Origin of the sequence: Streptosporangium sp. NPDC002544, assembly GCF_040295965.1 — a bacterium.
Lineage (GTDB): Bacteria > Actinomycetota > Actinomycetes > Streptosporangiales > Streptosporangiaceae > Streptosporangium.
The window spans coordinates 208,716-224,746 of record NZ_JBEOWJ010000015.1 but is presented as its reverse complement, the minus strand read 5'-3'; the positions used below and the strand labels follow the sequence as shown (position 1 = coordinate 224,746).

Annotated in this window: 18 protein-coding genes; 16 read left to right on the top strand and 2 right to left on the bottom strand. The window is 70.8% G+C overall.

The window, feature by feature from the left end:
* Positions 1–91: 91 nt before the first annotated feature.
* Positions 92–601 (bottom strand): HNH endonuclease, encoded by a 510-nt coding sequence (locus ABT061_RS23930; protein ID WP_030917850.1) that lies wholly within the window; start codon positions 599–601, stop codon positions 92–94.
* Between the two features lie 318 nt (positions 602–919).
* On the opposite strand from ABT061_RS23930, the gene ABT061_RS23925 reads away from it, so the two are divergent.
* The 3 genes from ABT061_RS23925 (at position 920) to ABT061_RS23915 (ending at position 4,306) form a co-directional block, all read left to right on the top strand.
* Complete coding sequence (locus ABT061_RS23925) at positions 920–2,992, top strand: prolyl oligopeptidase family serine peptidase (RefSeq protein ID WP_350921616.1); 2,073 nt, start codon at positions 920–922, stop codon at positions 2,990–2,992.
* Between the two features lie 85 nt (positions 2,993–3,077).
* On the top strand, positions 3,078–3,884 hold the full coding sequence (locus ABT061_RS23920; RefSeq protein ID WP_350921614.1) for a helix-turn-helix domain-containing protein: 807 nt from the start codon (positions 3,078–3,080) through the stop codon (positions 3,882–3,884).
* A gap of 74 nt (positions 3,885–3,958) precedes the next feature.
* Positions 3,959–4,306, top strand: a complete 348-nt coding sequence (locus tag ABT061_RS23915) for a VOC family protein (protein ID WP_350921611.1) — start codon at positions 3,959–3,961, stop codon at positions 4,304–4,306.
* A gap of 31 nt (positions 4,307–4,337) precedes the next feature.
* Here the strand turns inward: ABT061_RS23915 and hypF are convergent, their stop codons facing one another.
* Positions 4,338–6,632, bottom strand: a complete 2,295-nt coding sequence (gene hypF, locus ABT061_RS23910) for a carbamoyltransferase HypF (RefSeq protein WP_350921609.1) — start codon at positions 6,630–6,632, stop codon at positions 4,338–4,340.
* Between the two features lie 169 nt (positions 6,633–6,801).
* Between hypF and ABT061_RS23905 the strand changes: the two genes are divergently transcribed.
* From ABT061_RS23905 to ABT061_RS23850, 13 genes are all read left to right on the top strand, one after another.
* A complete protein-coding gene (locus tag ABT061_RS23905) occupies positions 6,802–7,473 on the top strand; it encodes a D-sedoheptulose-7-phosphate isomerase (protein WP_350921606.1) in 672 nt (223 codons plus the stop codon).
* On the top strand, positions 7,470–7,718 hold the full coding sequence (locus ABT061_RS23900) for a HypC/HybG/HupF family hydrogenase formation chaperone (RefSeq protein ID WP_350921604.1): 249 nt from the start codon (positions 7,470–7,472) through the stop codon (positions 7,716–7,718). Before ABT061_RS23905 ends, ABT061_RS23900 begins: the two co-directional genes overlap by 4 nt.
* Positions 7,705–8,430 (top strand): D-sedoheptulose-7-phosphate isomerase, encoded by a 726-nt coding sequence (locus ABT061_RS23895; RefSeq protein ID WP_350921602.1) that lies wholly within the window; start codon positions 7,705–7,707, stop codon positions 8,428–8,430. Before ABT061_RS23900 ends, ABT061_RS23895 begins: the two co-directional genes overlap by 14 nt.
* Before the next feature lie 64 nt (positions 8,431–8,494).
* Positions 8,495–9,571 carry an NADH-quinone oxidoreductase subunit B family protein gene (locus tag ABT061_RS23890; protein WP_350921599.1) on the top strand — a complete coding sequence of 359 codons (1,077 nt, stop codon included), beginning with the start codon at positions 8,495–8,497 and terminating at the stop codon, positions 9,569–9,571.
* 1 nt (position 9,572) lies between these two features.
* Positions 9,573–11,354 (top strand): nickel-dependent hydrogenase large subunit, encoded by a 1,782-nt coding sequence (locus tag ABT061_RS23885; RefSeq protein ID WP_350921597.1) that lies wholly within the window; start codon positions 9,573–9,575, stop codon positions 11,352–11,354.
* Positions 11,355–11,411: 57 nt separating this feature from the next.
* Entirely contained in the window at positions 11,412–12,002 is a 591-nt protein-coding gene (locus ABT061_RS23880; protein WP_350921595.1) for a NifU family protein, read from the top strand.
* Positions 11,999–12,673, top strand: coding sequence for a DUF5947 family protein (locus tag ABT061_RS23875; protein ID WP_350921592.1), 675 nt, complete (start codon positions 11,999–12,001; stop codon positions 12,671–12,673). Before ABT061_RS23880 ends, ABT061_RS23875 begins: the two co-directional genes overlap by 4 nt.
* A complete protein-coding gene (locus ABT061_RS23870; RefSeq protein ID WP_350921590.1) occupies positions 12,666–13,298 on the top strand; it encodes a DUF6084 family protein in 633 nt (210 codons plus the stop codon). The genes ABT061_RS23875 and ABT061_RS23870 overlap by 8 nt, the downstream gene beginning before the upstream one ends.
* Positions 13,295–14,782, top strand: a complete 1,488-nt coding sequence (locus ABT061_RS23865) for a hypothetical protein (protein ID WP_350921588.1) — start codon at positions 13,295–13,297, stop codon at positions 14,780–14,782. The genes ABT061_RS23870 and ABT061_RS23865 overlap by 4 nt, the downstream gene beginning before the upstream one ends.
* Positions 14,779–15,282 (top strand): hydrogenase maturation protease, encoded by a 504-nt coding sequence (locus ABT061_RS23860; protein WP_350921585.1) that lies wholly within the window; start codon positions 14,779–14,781, stop codon positions 15,280–15,282. The genes ABT061_RS23865 and ABT061_RS23860 overlap by 4 nt, the downstream gene beginning before the upstream one ends.
* Complete coding sequence (locus ABT061_RS48395; protein ID WP_451955767.1) at positions 15,276–15,380, top strand: DUF6893 family small protein; 105 nt, start codon at positions 15,276–15,278, stop codon at positions 15,378–15,380. The genes ABT061_RS23860 and ABT061_RS48395 overlap by 7 nt, the downstream gene beginning before the upstream one ends.
* Before the next feature lie 30 nt (positions 15,381–15,410).
* Positions 15,411–15,803 (top strand): hydrogenase maturation nickel metallochaperone HypA/HybF, encoded by a 393-nt coding sequence (locus ABT061_RS23855; protein ID WP_350921583.1) that lies wholly within the window; start codon positions 15,411–15,413, stop codon positions 15,801–15,803.
* Positions 15,778–16,029 (top strand): HypC/HybG/HupF family hydrogenase formation chaperone, encoded by a 252-nt coding sequence (locus ABT061_RS23850; protein ID WP_350921581.1) that lies wholly within the window; start codon positions 15,778–15,780, stop codon positions 16,027–16,029. The genes ABT061_RS23855 and ABT061_RS23850 overlap by 26 nt, the downstream gene beginning before the upstream one ends.
* Positions 16,030–16,031: the final 2 nt, after the last annotated feature.

Genomic DNA, 16,031 nt, shown 5'->3' with positions numbered 1-16,031 from the left:
TCCCCCCCTCCCCCCCCCCCCGCCCCCCCCCGCGCCCCCCGGCCCCGCGCCGGCGCCCGGGGGGGCCGCGGCGAGCACGGCGGCGCCGTTCTCAGGCCGCGCTCTCCGCGAGGTAGGGCGCCCACTGGGGATCGCCGACGATGTGCGCGCCGATCAACCGCCAGTGGACGCCGCGTGGCACCACCGGGGCGACGCTGAGCGTCCACCCCAGTTCCTCCAGCATGCGATCGGCCTTGCGGTGGTTGCACGTCGTGCACGACGCGACACAGTTCTCCCAGGTGTGGGGGCCACCTCGCGAGCGCGGGATGACATGGTCGATGGTCTCGGCCCGCTGGCCGCAGTAGGCGCATCGGTAGTCGTCCCGACGCATCAACGCGGTTCGGGTCAGCGGAATCCGCGACCGGTAGGGAATCCGGACATATCTTCGAAGCCTGATCACCGAAGGAACGTCGAGCGTGCGGCTCGCCGAGCGGAACACGGCGCCCCGCCCGTCGCGGTGCACGACGTCCGCCTTCTCCCTGAGCACGAGCACGACGGCCCGGTGCAGGGACAGGGTGGTCAGGGGTTCGTAGGTGGCGTTCAAGAGCAGGACCTGGCGCATCAGCGGGCCTCTCCCGCCGCAGGACGTGTCAGTTGAGGGGGCACGCCACCGCGTGCCCCGGCTGGCGGCCCCTCCTGGGGCCCGGGCGCTTCCGTCACGAGGACCTCCGCCGGACGGCCCAGCGGATGCTCACCACGGCACCGTCCTTCACCAAGTTTGGCTTCTGCGTCGCGGTTCCCGCCACCCATAAATGACTGGAGAGAAACCTGATACGTTTTATGCCCGCATTACTAGTTCTTAACTCCTCCTGCCGCAGATCAGATACGCCCGTCGCGCAATGCCCGCGTTCTGCCCTGCCGAGGTCGTAGGGTTCCTGCCATGACGCGACAGCCATATCCTCCAGCCAGCCGTGTTGAGCTCGTCGAGGAGCTCCACGGGGTGCCTGTTTCCGACCCCTACCGCTGGCTGGAGGATTCGGATGATCCGGCGACGAAGGACTGGCTGGTGGGGCAGGAGAGGCTGCTGGAGACCGAGCTGGACATCCTCCCCGGACGCGAGGGTTTCAAGGCGCGGATCACGGAGCTGCTCAGGTCCGGTTCGGTCGGCGCGCCGACGTGGCGCGGGGAGCGGCGGTTCTTCATGAGGCGCACCCCGGAGCAGGAGCACGCCGTGCTCTACACCGTCGATCCCGGCGGCACCGAGCGGGCGCTGCTCGACCCGATGGCGCTCGACTCGACCGGGCTGACCACCCTCGACTCCTGGCAGCCCGACAAGGAGGGCCGCCTGCTCGCCTACCAGGTCTCGGTGGGCGGCGACGAGGAGTCGAGCCTCTACCTGATGGACGTCGCGTTCGGCGACCGCATCGAGGGACCGATCGACCGGTGCCGCTACTCCCCCGTGGCGTGGCTGCCCGGTGGCGAGGCCTTCTACTACGTGCGCAGACTGCCCGCCACCGAGGTGCCCGAGGGGGAGGAGCAGTTCCACCGCCGGGTCTACCTGCACAGGGTCGGCACCTCCACCGAGGAGGATGTCCTGATCTTCGGTGAGGGCCTGGAGAAGACCAACTACTACGGCGTGGCGGTCTCCCGCGACGGCCGCTGGCTGCAGATCTCCGCCTCCCGCGGCACGGCGCCGCGCAACGACCTGTGGGTGGCCGACCTGGAGGCCTCCTCCCCCTCCTCCCCGGACCTGGTCGTCGTCCAGCAGGACGTCGACGCCCAGACGGCCCTGCACTTCGGCCGCGACGGCCGCCTGTACGTCTTCACGGACCGCGACGCCCCGCGCGCCCGTGTCTGCGTGACCGACCCGTCCGACCCTCGGTTCGAGAACTGGCGTGACCTCATCCCGCAGGACCCCGAGGCCGTGCTGACGGACTTCGCGATCCTCGACGAGCTCGACCGGCCGGTCATGCTCGTCGGCTGGACCCGCCACGCGATCAGCGAGATCTCGGTACACGACCTGGCCACCGGTGAGCGCGTCGGAGATGTGCCGACGCCCGGCCTGGGCACCATCGGCGGCATCAGCGAGCGCCCGGAGGGCGGTCACGAGGCGTGGTTCGGCTACACCGACAACACCACGCCGCCAAGCATCCAGCGCTACGACGCCCGCACCGGCGAGACGACGCTCTGGGCGGCCTCCCCCGGTGCCGTCGAGGTGCCCGCCGTCAGCACCGAGCAGGTGACCTACCACTCCGCCGACGGCAGCGAGGTCCACATGCTGGTGATCTCCCGCCCCGGCACCGAGGGCCCGCGCCCCACGGTCCTGTACGGCTACGGCGGTTTCGGGCTCTCGATGACCCCCGGCTACTCGGCGTCCATCCTGAGCTGGGTCGAGGCGGGCGGCACGTACGCCATCGCCCAGCTGCGCGGCGGCGGCGAGCAGGGCGAGGAGTGGCACCGGGCCGGGATGCTCTCCCACAAGCAGAACGTCTTCGACGACCTGCACGCGGCGGCCGAGTACCTGATCGCCACCGGCGTGACCACGTCCTCGCAACTGGCCATCTCCGGCGGCTCGAACGGCGGCCTCCTGGTCGGCGCGGCCCTGACCCAGCGCCCGGAGCTGTACGCCGCGGTGGTCTGCTCGGCGCCGCTGCTCGACATGATCCGCTACGAGCTGTTCGGCCTGGGCGCGACGTGGAACGTCGAGTACGGCTCCGCCGAGAAGCCCGACGAGTTCGCCTGGCTGCACTCCTACTCCCCCTACCACCATGTGCGCGAGGGGGAGTGCTACCCGGCGACGTTGTTCACGGTCTTCCAGTCCGACACCCGGGTCCATCCGCTGCATGCCTGGAAGATGTGCGCGGCCCTGCAGCACGCCCAGGCCTGTGACCGGCCGATCCTGCTCCGCAACGAGATCGAGGCCGGCCACGGGGCCCGTTCGGTGAGCAAGACCATCGAGCTCGCCGCCGACCAGCTGACCTTCCTCGCCTACCACACCGGGCTGACCTCCTGAAAGGCGGAGAGGGCACCTCCTGGGGCGCCCTCTCCCAGCACGGCCGCGACACCGGATTGTCGTGGGCGGCGGTTATGGTCGGAGGGTGGACGACGCAGCGGTGGCCGAGGGTCTGACCTTCGTCGAGGGCGAGCCCGGCGCCTTCCTTCGGTCGTACGTCACGCACCTGTCGGCCTACACCGAGCGTTACGCCGAGCCCGTGCCCCGGCGGCAGCCGCCGTTCGCCGGCGTCGTGATGATCTTCGGTTTCGGCGCGCCGCTCGCGCTGAACGGGCCGCGGGGAGGCCGGCGGCTGGCGTCGTTCGCGGGCGGCCTGCACGACACCTACGTCGACACCACCACGGCCGGAACCGCCGAGGGGGTGCAGGTCAACCTCACACCGCTCGGGGCCAGACGGCTGCTCGGGGTGCCCATGCGGGAGCTGACCAACCGGGTGGTGTCGCTGGAGGAGGTGCTCGGGCCGTGGGCCACGACCACGGTCGAGCGGTTGGCACAGGCTTCCGGCCGGGCCGCCCGGCTCGCGCTGCTGGACGAGGCGCTCAGCGAGCGGATCGACTCCGCGCCGGTCCCCGACCGCCGCGTCGGCTGGGCGTGGAGCCGCCTGGTCGCCACCCGTGGCGCGGTGTCCGTGGCCTCGATGGCCGCCGAGCTGGGGTGGAGTCACCGGCATCTGGTCTCCCGCTTCCACGACCAGGTCGGGCTGGCGCCGAAGGCCGCGGCCAGGGTGCTGCGCTTCGAACACGCCACCGGCCGGCTGAGGTCCGGCATGTCCCTGGCCGACACCGCGGCCGTCTGCGGCTACTACGACCAGGCCCATATGAACCGCGACTTCAGGGCCATGGCCGGGGTCACCCCCCGCGAGCTGGCGACGCCGCCGCGTGTCCCCGGATGACCAGGTCAGATTTTTCCAAGCCTCGTCCCTCCCGCCGGTGACATCGTGGTGGTCACCGAACAGGAGGAGGAAACATGCGAACCGTGTATCCGATGGTCCGCTACCGCGACCCCGCCAAGGCCGTCGACTGGCTGGTCCAGGCATTCGGATTCGAGGTTCACGAGCTGGTCACGGCCGACGACGGAGGCGTCGGTCATGGTGAGCTGATCGTCGGCACCGGGATGGTCATGACCGGTAGGGGCGAGCCCGGCGGCCCGGGGACCTACATCGCCGTGGACGATCCCGACGCCCACCACGACAGGGCCGTCGCGGCCGGAGCCGAGGTCACCAGAGAGCTGGCCGACCAGGACTACGGCTCGCGCGATTACGCCTGCAAGGACCCGGAGGGCAACCTCTGGCACTTCGGGACGTATCGCCCCTGACTTCTCCCGGCGTCCCTCTCAGCCCCCCGGGTCAGGGGTGGCCGAGGGCGTCGCGGGCCGCCGCCACGGCGGCCTGGCCGAAGCTGATGCCGCCGTCGTTGGGAGGTATGGCACGGTGGGTCAGGACCCGGAAGCCGCCGAGCCCGAGGGCTCCTGCGAGGCCGTCGAGCAGCAGGCGGTTCTGGAAGACCCCGCCGGACAGGGCGACCGTGCCGATCCCGGTGCCCTCGCGGACCCTGGCGCACGCGGCGGCGGTGACGGCGGCGAGCCCGTTGTGGAAGCGGGCGGAGACGAGCGCCGGGACCACCCCGGCGCGGGTCTCCTCGACGACCGCGCGGACCAGGTCCGCGACCTGGATCGTCACGAGCGGCCCCTCGTCGAGGATCCGCGCCGGGTAGGCGCCGCCCTCGGCGGGATCGGCCCGCTGCTCCAGGGCGATCGCGGCCTGTCCCTCGTATCCGACGGTGTCGCGGAGTCCGAGAATCGCCGCCACCGCGTCGAACAGGCGACCGGCGCTGGAGGTGAGCGGGGAGTTCGTCCCCGCTCTGGCCACGGCGAGCACCTCGTCCCAGCGTGTGCCGTGGCGTGCCCTGACCGGCAGGTCCTCGGGGAGCCCGGCACCGTACGCCGCGTCCAGGTGGGCGGCCGCCATCCGCCAGGGCTGCCTGATGGCCGCGGTACCGCCGGGCATCGGCACCGGCGCCAGGCGGCCGGCACGGGTGAAGCCGGCGAGGTCGGCCACCAGGAGCTCGCCGCCCCAGATCGTGCCGTCGGTGCCGTAACCGAGACCGTCGAAGGCCACCCCGATGACCGGGCCGCTCTCGGCGTTGTCGGCCAGGCAGGAGGCGATGTGCGCGTGGTGGTGCTGCACCCCGGTCAGCTCCACCGACTCCAGATCGAGGGCGTACTTGGTGGACAGGTACTCGGGGTGGAGGTCGTGCGCGACGAGGCCGGGGGTGATGCCGAGCAGGCGCCCGAGGTGTTCGATCCCCTCGGTGAAGGAGCGCAGCGTCTCGTGGTTCTCCAGATCGCCCAGGTGCTGGGAGACGAAGGCGTACCCCCGCCTGGCGAGGCAGAACGTGCTCTTCAGCTCGGCACCGCAGGCGAGCACCGGCCGCCGGGCGGGCGGTGAGAGCCGCAGTGGCTCCGGGGCGTATCCCCGGGACCTGCGCAGCGGCAGTGCCCGCCCTCGCGCGACGAGGACCACGGAGTCGTCGGCGCGGATGTGGATCGGCCGGTCATGGGTCAGGAAGGCGTCCGCGATCCCGGCGAGCCTGACCAGCGCGTCGCCGTCGCGGTGGACTATGGGCTCATCGGAGAGGTTCCCGCTGGTGAGCACGTACGGCCGGGCGAAATCGGCGGCGAGCAGGTGGTGGATCGGCGTGTACGGCAGCATGAGGCCGAGGGTGCGGTCGCCCGGCGCCACGGCTCCGGCCGGCGCGGCGCCGGAGCGGCGGGGCAGCAGCACGATCGGGCGCCGCGGGCCGGTGAGCAGCCGCTCGCTCTCGTCGTCCAGTTCGCAGAGCGCGTGGGCGGCGCGCAGGTCGGGGACCATGATCGCGAACGGTCTGTCCTCGCGGCGCTTGCGGGAGCGGAGGGTCCTGGCGGCCTCCTCGTTGGCCGCGTCGACCGCCAGGTGGTACCCGCCGAGTCCTTTGACCGCCAGGACACCGCCCGCCCGCAGTACCTCCGCCGCCGCCGCGATCGGATCGTCACCGCCGCCGTGGGGAGCGCCGCCGTCCAGCAGGCGCAGGACCGGGCCGCAGGCCGGGCAGCAGATCGGCTGGGCGTGGAACCTGCGGTCCGAGGGGTCGAGGTACTCCCTCTCGCACTCCCCGCACATGGCGAATCCGGCCATCGTGGTGGCGGGCCGGTCGTAGGGGAGGTCCCGGATGATGGTGAACCTCGGCCCGCAGTTGGTGCAGTTGACGAAAGGGTGGCGGTATCGCCGGTCGGCGGGGTCGAACAGCTCGCCCAGGCAGTCATCACATGTCGCGACATCAGGTGAGATAAGAGTGACCCGCTGGTCTCCGTCCCGGCTGGCCGCGATGCGGAATCCGCGCTCTCCGCGCGCCGGTATCGCGGTGGCCGTCATGCGGTGGATCACCGCCAGCGGCGGGGCCTGACCTCGCAGGTCCTCCTGGAACTGCGCGACGTCACCGGGCACCCCCTCGGCCTCGATGAAAACGCCGTGGCCGTCGTTGCCCACCCATCCCGACAGCTCCAGCCGCCGGGCCAGGGAGTGGACATGGGGGCGGAAGCCCACCCCCTGCACGATCCCTTCGACCCTGATCCTGACGCGGACCCGCGCCCGCCCCGTGCCCATCCCGCCATCCTTCCCGCGCCCGGCGGGAACGCCTCAGGGCTCGCATGATCTGGACGGGAAGGTTACATCGATGATCAGAGCTTTGCCGTTGGTTGTCGAGCCAAGGGTGTCGGCCCTGAAACGGCCAACCGTAACGTAGCGACTACCGTGAAAAATACGGAGCGTTGACATGCCTGTCACACCGAGCAACCAAGCACCGTCCGCCGTCACCCCGGTCACGGAGGCGGAGGTCATCGCGGCCTTCGCACGGCGGGAGCACGCCGGGCGCGCCCTGGCGGGAGACGTGGAGCACATCGTGCGTGCCGCCCGGGCCATGGCCGCCAGGTTCCACCTCGGCGGCAAGCTGATCGTTTTCGGCGACGGCGGCGCGGGCTCGGACGCGGCACACGTCGCGGTCGAGTTCATGCACCCGGTCATCGTGGGCAAGAGGGCACTCGCGGCGGTGGCACTGAGCAACGACGCGACGACGGCCGGCCGGGACGGCGAGGGCGGCGGGGACGCCGCCGAGGTCTTCGCCCACCAGGTGCGCCACTGGGCGGACGCCTCCGACATGGCCCTGGGAATCTCCCGCGACGACCGGTGCGTGAGCGTCCCGCGAGGCTTGCGGACCGCTGGGGAACTGGGCCTGCTGACCATCGCCCTGACCGGCGGCGCAGGCCGTGGGGACGGGCATGAAGGCGAGGTGGCCGACCGGGTACGGGCCGACCACGTCCTGGTCGCCGTGTCCGACGACCCTGCCGTGGTCAAGGAGGTCCATGTCACCGCCTACCACCTGCTGTGGGAGCTGGTCCATGTGTTCTTCGACCGGCTCGGCCCACCCGTGCAAGGGGCGTCCAGGTGAACGGGCCCGAGGACTGTACCGCCGGTGTCTGCATCACCTGCTCCGACCAGGCACTGCCGGTGCGAGTGGTCAGGCTGCTGGAGGGGGAGCTGGCGATCGTCGACGCCGGCGGGGTCCTCGAAGAGGTGAGCGTGGCACTGATCGACCCGGCGGTGGGCGACACCGTCCTCGTACACGCCAGGGAGGCCATCGCCGTGATCGCGCACGGGAACGAAAGGCGGGGGGACGACGATGAGCACGCTTGACGGAACGCCCGCGGAGGGCACCCGAGGGCTGTACCCCTTCCTCGACGAGTACGAGTACGAGCACGCGGACCAGATTCCGGACACGGCGGAGGCGGAGACCGAGGCCAGGCGGTCGGCGGTGGAGAAGGCCGGCGAGATCGTGCGGCTGCGCCGGTGGGTGGGTGCGGAGTCGGCGGCGGAGCTGGCGGCGTGCGCCGGGAAGATGGCGGCGAGGTTCGCCTCCGGCGGCCGGCTGTTCAGCTTCGGCAACGGCGGGAGCAGCACCGACGCCCAGGAGGTCGCCACCGCCTTCCTGCACCCCCACCGCGGCCCGGCCCTGCCCGCGCTCTCCCTGACCGGTGACGTCGCCGTGGTCACCGCGCTCTCCAACGACGTCGGGTTCGAGGTGGTCTTCTCCAGGCAGCTCGCGGCGCTTGGCCAGCCTGGGGACATCGCCGTCGGCCTGTCCACGAGTGGCGGCTCCGCCAACGTCGTCCGGGCGTTCGAGGAGGCGGCCCGCCGGGACATGCTCACCGTCGGGCTGGCCGGCGGAGGGGGCGGCAGGCTGACCGAACTGTCCGAGCTGGGCGTTCTGGCCCACCTGTTCGTCGTCCCCTCCTCCTCGGTGCACCGGATCCAGGAGGCACAGACCACCCTCTACCACGTCCTGTGGGAGCTCACCCAGCACGCGCTCGGACCGGCACCGATCCCGCGGGCGCACGACCCCGGCTGAGAGCCGGCGTTCCCCTCCCCCTTCACGTTCCACAGAAGACATCCACCAGGAGTGGGGAGACGTCATGGCAGCGCCGACAGACGCGGCAAGTAGCAGCTCTCCGGAGCAGCAGGAACCGACCGTCCACATACTGTGGATCAACGCCGGGATGAGTTGCGACGGTGACTCCGTCGCGCTCACCGCGGCGACGCAGCCGAGCATCGAGGAGATCGTGCTCGGCGCGCTTCCCGGGCTTCCCAAGGTGGCCGTGCACTGGCCTCTGATCGACTTCGAGTCCGGGCCGATGCAGGGCGCGGACGTCTTCATCGAGTGGTTCTTCAAGGCCTACCGCGGCGAACTGGATCCGTTCGTGCTGGTCGTCGAGGGCTCGATCCCGAACGAGGCGATCAAGCAGGAGGGTTACTGGTGCGGTTTCGGCAACAACCCCGACACCGGCCAGCCCATGACGACCAGCGAGTGGCTGGACCGGCTCGCCCCCAAGGCGACCGCGATCGTGTGCGCGGGCACCTGCTCGGCGTACGGCGGCATCCATGCGATGGCCGGGAACCCGACGGGGGCGATGGGCGTCGCCGACTACCTGGGCTGGGACTGGAGGTCCAAGGCGGGCCTGCCGATCGTCAACGTGCCCGGCTGCCCGATCCAGCCGGACAACCTCTCCGAGACGCTCCTCTACCTGCTCTACCAGGTCGCCGGGCAGGCGCCGATGATCCCGCTGGACGAGGCGCTGCGGCCGACGTGGCTGTTCGGCCAGACCGTCCACGAGGGCTGCGACCGCGGCGGCTACTACGAGCAGGGCCAGTTCGCCACCGAGTACGGCTCGCCGAAGTGCCTGGTGAAGATCGGCTGCTGGGGGCCGGTCGTCCGGTGCAACGTCCCCAAGCGCGGCTGGATGAACGGGATCGGCGGCTGCCCGAACGTGGGAGGCATCTGCATCGCCTGCACGATGCCGGGCTTCCCCGACAAGTTCATGCCGTTCATGGACGAGCCTCCCGGCGCCCTCATCTCCTCGACGGTGAGCGGCGCGTACGGGACGGTCATCCGGACCCTGCGCGGCATCACCTCCAAGACCGTCGAGAAGGAACCGAAATGGCGCCACAAGGGGCGCGAGCTGCTGACCGGCTACAAGGCGCCCTGGAGCTGACATGACGACATCGGAGCAGAACCCGGAACTCGTGGAGATGGCCTGGGACCCCATCACCAGGATCGTCGGGAGCCTCGGCATCTACTGCAAGATCGATTTCAAGAACCGGCAGGTCGCCGAGTGCTACAGCACCTCGTCGATCTTCCGCGGCTACAGCATCTTCATGAAGGGCAAGGACCCGCGCGACGCCCACTTCATCACCAGCCGCATCTGCGGGATCTGCGGCGACAACCACGCGACCTGCTCGGTCTACGCGCAGAACATGGCCTACGGGGTGCGGCCCCCGGCCCTGGGCGAGTGGATCGTCAACCTCGGCGAGGCCGCCGAGTACATGTTCGACCACAACATCTACCAGGAGAACCTGGTGGGGGTCGACTACTGCGAGAAGATGGTCCGCGAGACCAACCCCGGCGTGCTGGCGATGGCCGAGCGCACCGAGGCACCGCACGCGGGCGATCACGGTTACAAGACCATCGCCGACATCATGCGCTCGCTGAACCCGCTGGAGGGCGAGTTCTACCGCGAGGCGCTGGCGGTGAGCCGCACCACCCGGGAGATGTTCTGCCTCATGGAGGGCAGGCACGTACACCCCTCCACGCTCTACCCCGGCGGGGTCGGCACGGTCGCGACGGTGCAGTTGTTCACCGACTACCTGACCCGGCTGATGCGCTACGTGGAGTTCATGAAGCGGGTCGTGCCCATGCACGACGACCTGTTCGACTTCTTCTACCAGGCGCTGCCCGGCTACGAGGAGGTCGGCCGCAGGCGCGTGCTGCTGGGGTGCTGGGGAAGCTTTCAGGACCCCGCGCACTGCGACTACAGCTACCTCAACATGAGCGACTGGGGTCGCGAGATGTTCGTCACGCCGGGGGTGATCGTCGACGGCAGGCTCGTCACCAACGACCTGGTCGACATCAACCTCGGCATCCGGATCCTGCTGGGCAGCTCCTACTACGACGACTGGCAGGGGCAGGAGCCGTTCGTCACCCACGACCCGCTGGGCAACCCGGTCGACATCCGGCACCCGTGGAACCAGCACACCATTCCGCACCCACAGAAACGCGACTTCAGCGACAAGTACAGCTGGGTCATGTCGCCCCGCTGGTTCGACGGGGAGAACACGCTCGCACTCGACACCGGCGGCGGGCCCATCGCCAGGCTCTGGTCGACGGCGCTGGCCGGCAAGGTCGACATCGGCTATGTCAGGTCCACCGGTCACAGCGTGGAGATCAACCTGCCACGGACGGCGCTGAAACCGGAGAAGACGTTCGAGTGGAAGATCCCCGAGTACAAAGGCCAGCCGCTGTCCAACGCCCTGGAGCGCAACCGGGCCCGCACCTACTTCCAGGCCTACGCGGCGGCGTGCGCGCTGTACTTCGTCGAGCAGGGCCTGGCCGAGGTGCGCGCGGGCCGCACCCAGACCTGGGCGCCGTTCACGGTTCCCGACGAGACGATCAGCTGCGGCTTCACCGAGGCCGTGCGGGGCCTGCTGTCCCACCACATGGTGATCAGGGACGGGAAGATCGCCAACTACCACCCGTATCCACCGACACCCTGGAACGCCAGCGTCCGCGACGTACACGGCACGCCGGGACCCTACGAGGACGCGGTGCAGAACACACCGATCTTCGAGGAGAACCCGCCCGCGGACTTCAAGGGCATCGACATCATGCGCACCGTGCGGAGCTTCGATCCGTGCCTGCCGTGCGGGGTGCACATGTACCTCGGCGGCGGCGAGGAGCTCCGCAGGCTGCACACCCCGCACGCCTTCGACACCACCTGATCCAGCGGCCGCCGGGGGGCCGACCGTTCCCCGGCACCGGGAAGGGGGCCTGGGCAGATGCCGCAAGCCCATGACATCCGGGTGACCGGCGATCGCGTCGAGGCGCTGATCGCCGACCTCGGCACGCTGAGCGACGCCGTGACCCGCGCCAAGGCCGAGGACCTGGTACGGGCCCTCGTCGAGCTGTACGGCGCCGGTCTGGAGCGCGTCGTCGAGATCGTCACCGAGACCGAGGCGGCCGAGGTGCTGCGCCGCCTGGTCGGCGACCCGCTCGTGTCCGGCCTGCTGGTGCTGCACGACCTGCACCCGCTGAGCACGGCCGAGCGCGTTCGCGAGGCGCTGGACGGCGTACGGCCCTATCTGGGGTCGCACGAGGGCGGCGTGGAACTGCTCGGCGTGGGCGAGGACGGGATCGTGCGGCTCCGCCTGGAGGGCACCTGCCACGGCTGCCCGTCCTCGCGGCTCACCGTGACCGACGCCATCGAGCGGGCCATCGGCCAGGCCGCTCCCGAGGTGTCCGGGGTGGAGGTCGAGGGGGTGACCGACGACCGCTCGGAACTGTTGCAGATCCAGCGCCGCGCGCCCGGCCCGTGCCCGGTGCCGGAGCGGACGCCTGCGCCGGAACCGGTCTCGGGGCCGGTGCCGTGACGGCCACCGGGCTGCGCAGGTTCCGCGAGCCGCCCAGCGGGGGCGGTCCGCCGGTGCCGCTCTGCGAGCTGTGCGCGGAGCCTGCCGGCGAGGACCACGGCCACGTCGTGAACGTCGAGACCCGGGGACTGCTGTGCGCCTGCCGGGCCTGCCACCTGCTGTTCGGCCACGGCACGGGGGGCCGGGCACGCTACCGGGCCATCCCCCGACGCTACCTTCACGACCCGCGGTTCCCGCTGAGCCCGGCCGACTGGGACGAGATGCAGATCCCGGTCCGCACGGCGTTCTTCTTCCACAACTCCGTACTGGGCAGGACGGTCGCGTTCTACCCGAGCCCGGCGGGCGCCACCGAGTCGCTGCTGCCGCTGGAGACGTGGGAGCGCGTCCTGATGGCCAACCCGGCGATGGCCGACGCCCAGCCCGATGTGGAGGCGCTCCTGGTGGACCGCCGCCCCGACGGCGGCTTCACCTGCCACCTGGTGCCGATCGACACCTGCTACGAGCTGGTCGGCCTGGTGCGGTTGCACTGGAAGGGCTTCGACGGCGGCCAGGAGGCGCGGCAGGCCATGGAGGGCTTCTTCGCCGACCTGCGCGGCCGCGGTCGCACCGTACCGCCCGCGCCCGAGGCGTCCGGTACTTCTCGGCCAAGTGGCTGTGACGACCGTGGCTGAGCTCGCGTTCGACTGCGTGGGCGTCCGGGCGGAGGCGTACGCCGCCTTCCCGACGCTCGTCTTCCGGCTGCGCGTCACCGACCCCTCCCCCGACGGGGTGCACACCATCGCGCTCCGCTGCCAGATCCGGGTGGAGCCGCATCTGAGGCGCTACGGCGATGCCGAGGCGGAGCTGCTCGGCGACCTGTTCGGTGACCCGGCCCGGTGGGGCGACACGCTGAAGCCCCTGCAGTTCGCCAACGTCTCGGTCATGGTCCCGGCGTTCACCGGAAGTACCGAGGTCGACCTGCCGGTGCCCTGCGGCTACGACCTGGAGGTGGCCGCGGGCAGGTACTTCGCCGCGCTGGACGAGGGCGAGATCCCGATGCTCATGCTCTTCAGCGGGACCGTGTTCGCCAGGACGCCGGGCGGCTTCTCGGTGAGCCAGGTGCCCTGGCACCACGAGGCCCGCCGCCGGCTGCCGGTGGCGGTGTGGCGAGAGCTCATGGACCACTACTTCCCGGATTCCGGGTGGCTGCGGCTGCGGCGCGACACGCTTCGGGAACTCAGCCGCTTCAAGTCCACCCGCGCCCTGGCCACCTGGGACGAGACCCTGGAACTACTGCTCAAGGAGGCGCGACGATGAGCGTGCCGATGGACATCGCCCGGCGGGTGGCGGACGCGGTGCTGTACGAGGGTTACCTGCTCTATCCCTACCGCGCCTCGGCGGCCAAGAACCAGGTGCGCTGGCAGTTCGGGGTGCTCGTCCCGCCGGGGTTCACCGCGACCGCCGAGCACCCGGCCAGCGTGACCGAATGCCTCCTGGAGGGGGCCACATACGCCGTGGCGCACCTGAACCTGCGCTTCCTCCACCTCAGAACGCGCAGCGTCGAGCGCGCCGAGGACGACGGCTACTGGCCGGTCCAGCAGCTGCGGAACGGCCAGCGGACCTACCTCAGCTTCGACGAGGCGACCGAGCGGGAGGTGGAGACGGTGCTCCCCATCGCCGGCCTGCTCGACGCCCCCGAGCGGGTGATCGAGGTACGGATTCCCGGGGACCGCGTGATCGAGCCGATCGTGGCATCGTCCGGAGAGGTGGTGGGACGCGTCGTCTCCGAACACCTGCCGCTCCACGCCGAGCTCAAGGTCTCCGCCGAACTGGTGCCCGGCCCCTACGAGCTGGTCAAGCTGCGCGCCCGGGTGGCGAACATCGACGACTGGAAACCGCTGGGCGCGCCGCGCGAGCAGGCGCTGCGGCACTCGCTGATCTCGGCGCACCTGCTCATCGCGGTGACCGCCGGGGCCTTCGTCTCCCTGCTCGACCCGCCGGAATGGGCCCGGCCGGCCGTGGAGACCTGCCGCAACGAGCACACCTGGCCCGTACTCGTGGGCGAGCCCGGCCACCGGGACGTGATGCTCTCCTCGCCGATCATCCTCTACGACCACCCGGACATCGCTCCGGAGAGCCCCGGCACCCTGTTCGACTCCACGGAGATCGACGAGATGCTCCATCTCCGCACGCTCACCCTCACCGACGAGGAGACGCGGGAGGCTCGGGCGACCGACCCCCGGGTGGCCGAGCTCATCGACATGGTCAGCGGCATGCCGCCCGAGCTGGTGGAGCGGCTGCACGGTGCGATCCGCTCGGTGGACGCGACCACGGACCCGCGGCCCGGCGAGCCTGCGTGGCAGGAGGGGGACTTCCAGAACCGGCCGGAGGTTCCCACGCCCTGGTGGGACCCCGCGGGCGATGCCACGGTCTCGCCGGAGACCGACAGCGTGACGGTCTGCGGGGTGGCCGTCTCCAGGGGCAGCAGGGTCCGGCTGGTTCCCGGCAGGCGGCGCGCCGACGCCCACGACATGTTCCTGGCCGGCAGGACCGCACGCGTCGAGGCGGTGCTCCTCGATCTCGACGGCGCTCACCACCTGGCCGTCACCCTCGACGATGACCCGGGCGCCGACCTGCACCGATCGCACGGCCGCTTCCTCTACTTCGCCCCCGACGAGGTCGAGCCGCTCCCGGACGACTCGCTCACCGGCGGCTCGGCCCCGGGCGGGCCGGCCTCGGGTGGGCCGGCCGAGCACCGATCGGCCTCGGAGGGATCGCTCGACGGGGAGGCCGGCGCATGAGGATCCTGGTGGCCGGTGTGGGGAACGTCTTCCTCGGCGACGACGGCTTCGGGGTCGCGGTGGCCAGGCACCTGGCGGACATCGGCCTGCCCGACGAGATCGAGCTGCGGGATTTCGGCATCCGGGGAATCCACCTGGCCTACGAGCTGACCGGCGGCGGGTACGACAGCACGATCCTCATCGACGCGGTATCCCGCGACGGCCCGCCCGGCACCCTGTACGTCCTCGAACCGACGGCGGGCGAGAGGCCGGGTTCCTTCGCCGACGCGCACTCGATGACACCCGAGACCGTGCTGTCGCTGGTGAACACGCTCGGTGGCGGAGCAGGCCGCGTCCTGCTCGTCGGCTGCCAGCCCGCCGACACCTCGCCGGGCATGGAGCTCAGCGCGCCGGTCGCGGAGGCCGTCGGCAGGGCGGCGGACCTGGTCGTCGAACTGGCCGGGCAACAGATCGCGATGGCACTCGCCAGCGCGGGTCACGAGGAGGAACGAACATGCTGAAACGCCTTCTGGCCGGGTCGGTGCTGGCGGGAGCGGCCGTACTGCTCTACCTGACACTTCCCGATATCAAGCGCTATCTGAGGATGCGCAGCATGTGACACACCGAGCTCGAACGAGAGGGAACAGCCGTGCACGAATTCGGGATCGCCGAGGCGATCCTCACCGCTGTGGAGAAACGGGCGGACGGCAGGAGGGTACGGCGGGCGCGAGTGCACGCGGGTGCCCTGCTCCGCATCACCGAACCGGTGATCAACCAGGCGTTCTCCGCGATCGCCGACGGCTCCGTGGCCGAGGGCGCCCAGGTGGACCTGGTCATCGTCCCGGTGCGGATGACCTGCCGCTCCTGCGGGAGCACGTCCACCTCCGCCGACCCCTTCGCCGTCTGCGCGGGGTGCGGCGGCACCGATATCGACACCGAGGGCGGCGACGACCTCGTCCTCGAATCCATCCAGCTGGCGGAGGCCGCTCATGTGCCTGGGAATTCCCGGGGAGATCGTGGAGATCCTGTCCGACCGTCCTGATCTGGCCATGGTCGACGTCAGCGGCGTCAAGCGCGCCATCAACATCGGCCTGCTGGAGGGCGAGTTCGTGGTACCCGGCGACTGGATCCTCATCCACGTCGGGTTCGCGCTGTCGAAGATCGACGAGGTGGAGGCCAGGGCCGCGCTCGACTTCCTGGAGAGCATCGGCCAGGCGTACGAGGACGAGATCGCGGCCCTCCGAGAATCCATGATCGAAGAGGGGTGAGG

Bases quoted from the DNA above. Each gene is read 5' to 3' on its own strand.
- ABT061_RS23930 (WP_030917850.1), bottom strand. From the start codon at position 601: ATGCGCCAGGTCCTGCTCTTGAACGCCACCTACGAACCCCTGACCACC.
- ABT061_RS23925 (WP_350921616.1), top strand. From the start codon at position 920: ATGACGCGACAGCCATATCCTCCAGCCAGCCGTGTTGAGCTCGTCGAG.
- ABT061_RS23915 (WP_350921611.1), top strand. From the start codon at position 3,959: ATGCGAACCGTGTATCCGATGGTCCGCTACCGCGACCCCGCCAAGGCC.
- hypF (WP_350921609.1), bottom strand. From the start codon at position 6,632: ATGGGCACGGGGCGGGCGCGGGTCCGCGTCAGGATCAGGGTCGAAGGG.
- ABT061_RS23905 (WP_350921606.1), top strand. From the start codon at position 6,802: ATGCCTGTCACACCGAGCAACCAAGCACCGTCCGCCGTCACCCCGGTC.
- ABT061_RS23895 (WP_350921602.1), top strand. From the start codon at position 7,705: ATGAGCACGCTTGACGGAACGCCCGCGGAGGGCACCCGAGGGCTGTAC.
- ABT061_RS23890 (WP_350921599.1), top strand. From the start codon at position 8,495: ATGGCAGCGCCGACAGACGCGGCAAGTAGCAGCTCTCCGGAGCAGCAG.
- ABT061_RS23885 (WP_350921597.1), top strand. From the start codon at position 9,573: ATGACGACATCGGAGCAGAACCCGGAACTCGTGGAGATGGCCTGGGAC.
- ABT061_RS23880 (WP_350921595.1), top strand. From the start codon at position 11,412: ATGCCGCAAGCCCATGACATCCGGGTGACCGGCGATCGCGTCGAGGCG.
- ABT061_RS23865 (WP_350921588.1), top strand. From the start codon at position 13,295: ATGAGCGTGCCGATGGACATCGCCCGGCGGGTGGCGGACGCGGTGCTG.
- ABT061_RS23860 (WP_350921585.1), top strand. From the start codon at position 14,779: ATGAGGATCCTGGTGGCCGGTGTGGGGAACGTCTTCCTCGGCGACGAC.
- ABT061_RS48395 (WP_451955767.1), top strand. From the start codon at position 15,276: ATGCTGAAACGCCTTCTGGCCGGGTCGGTGCTGGCGGGAGCGGCCGTA.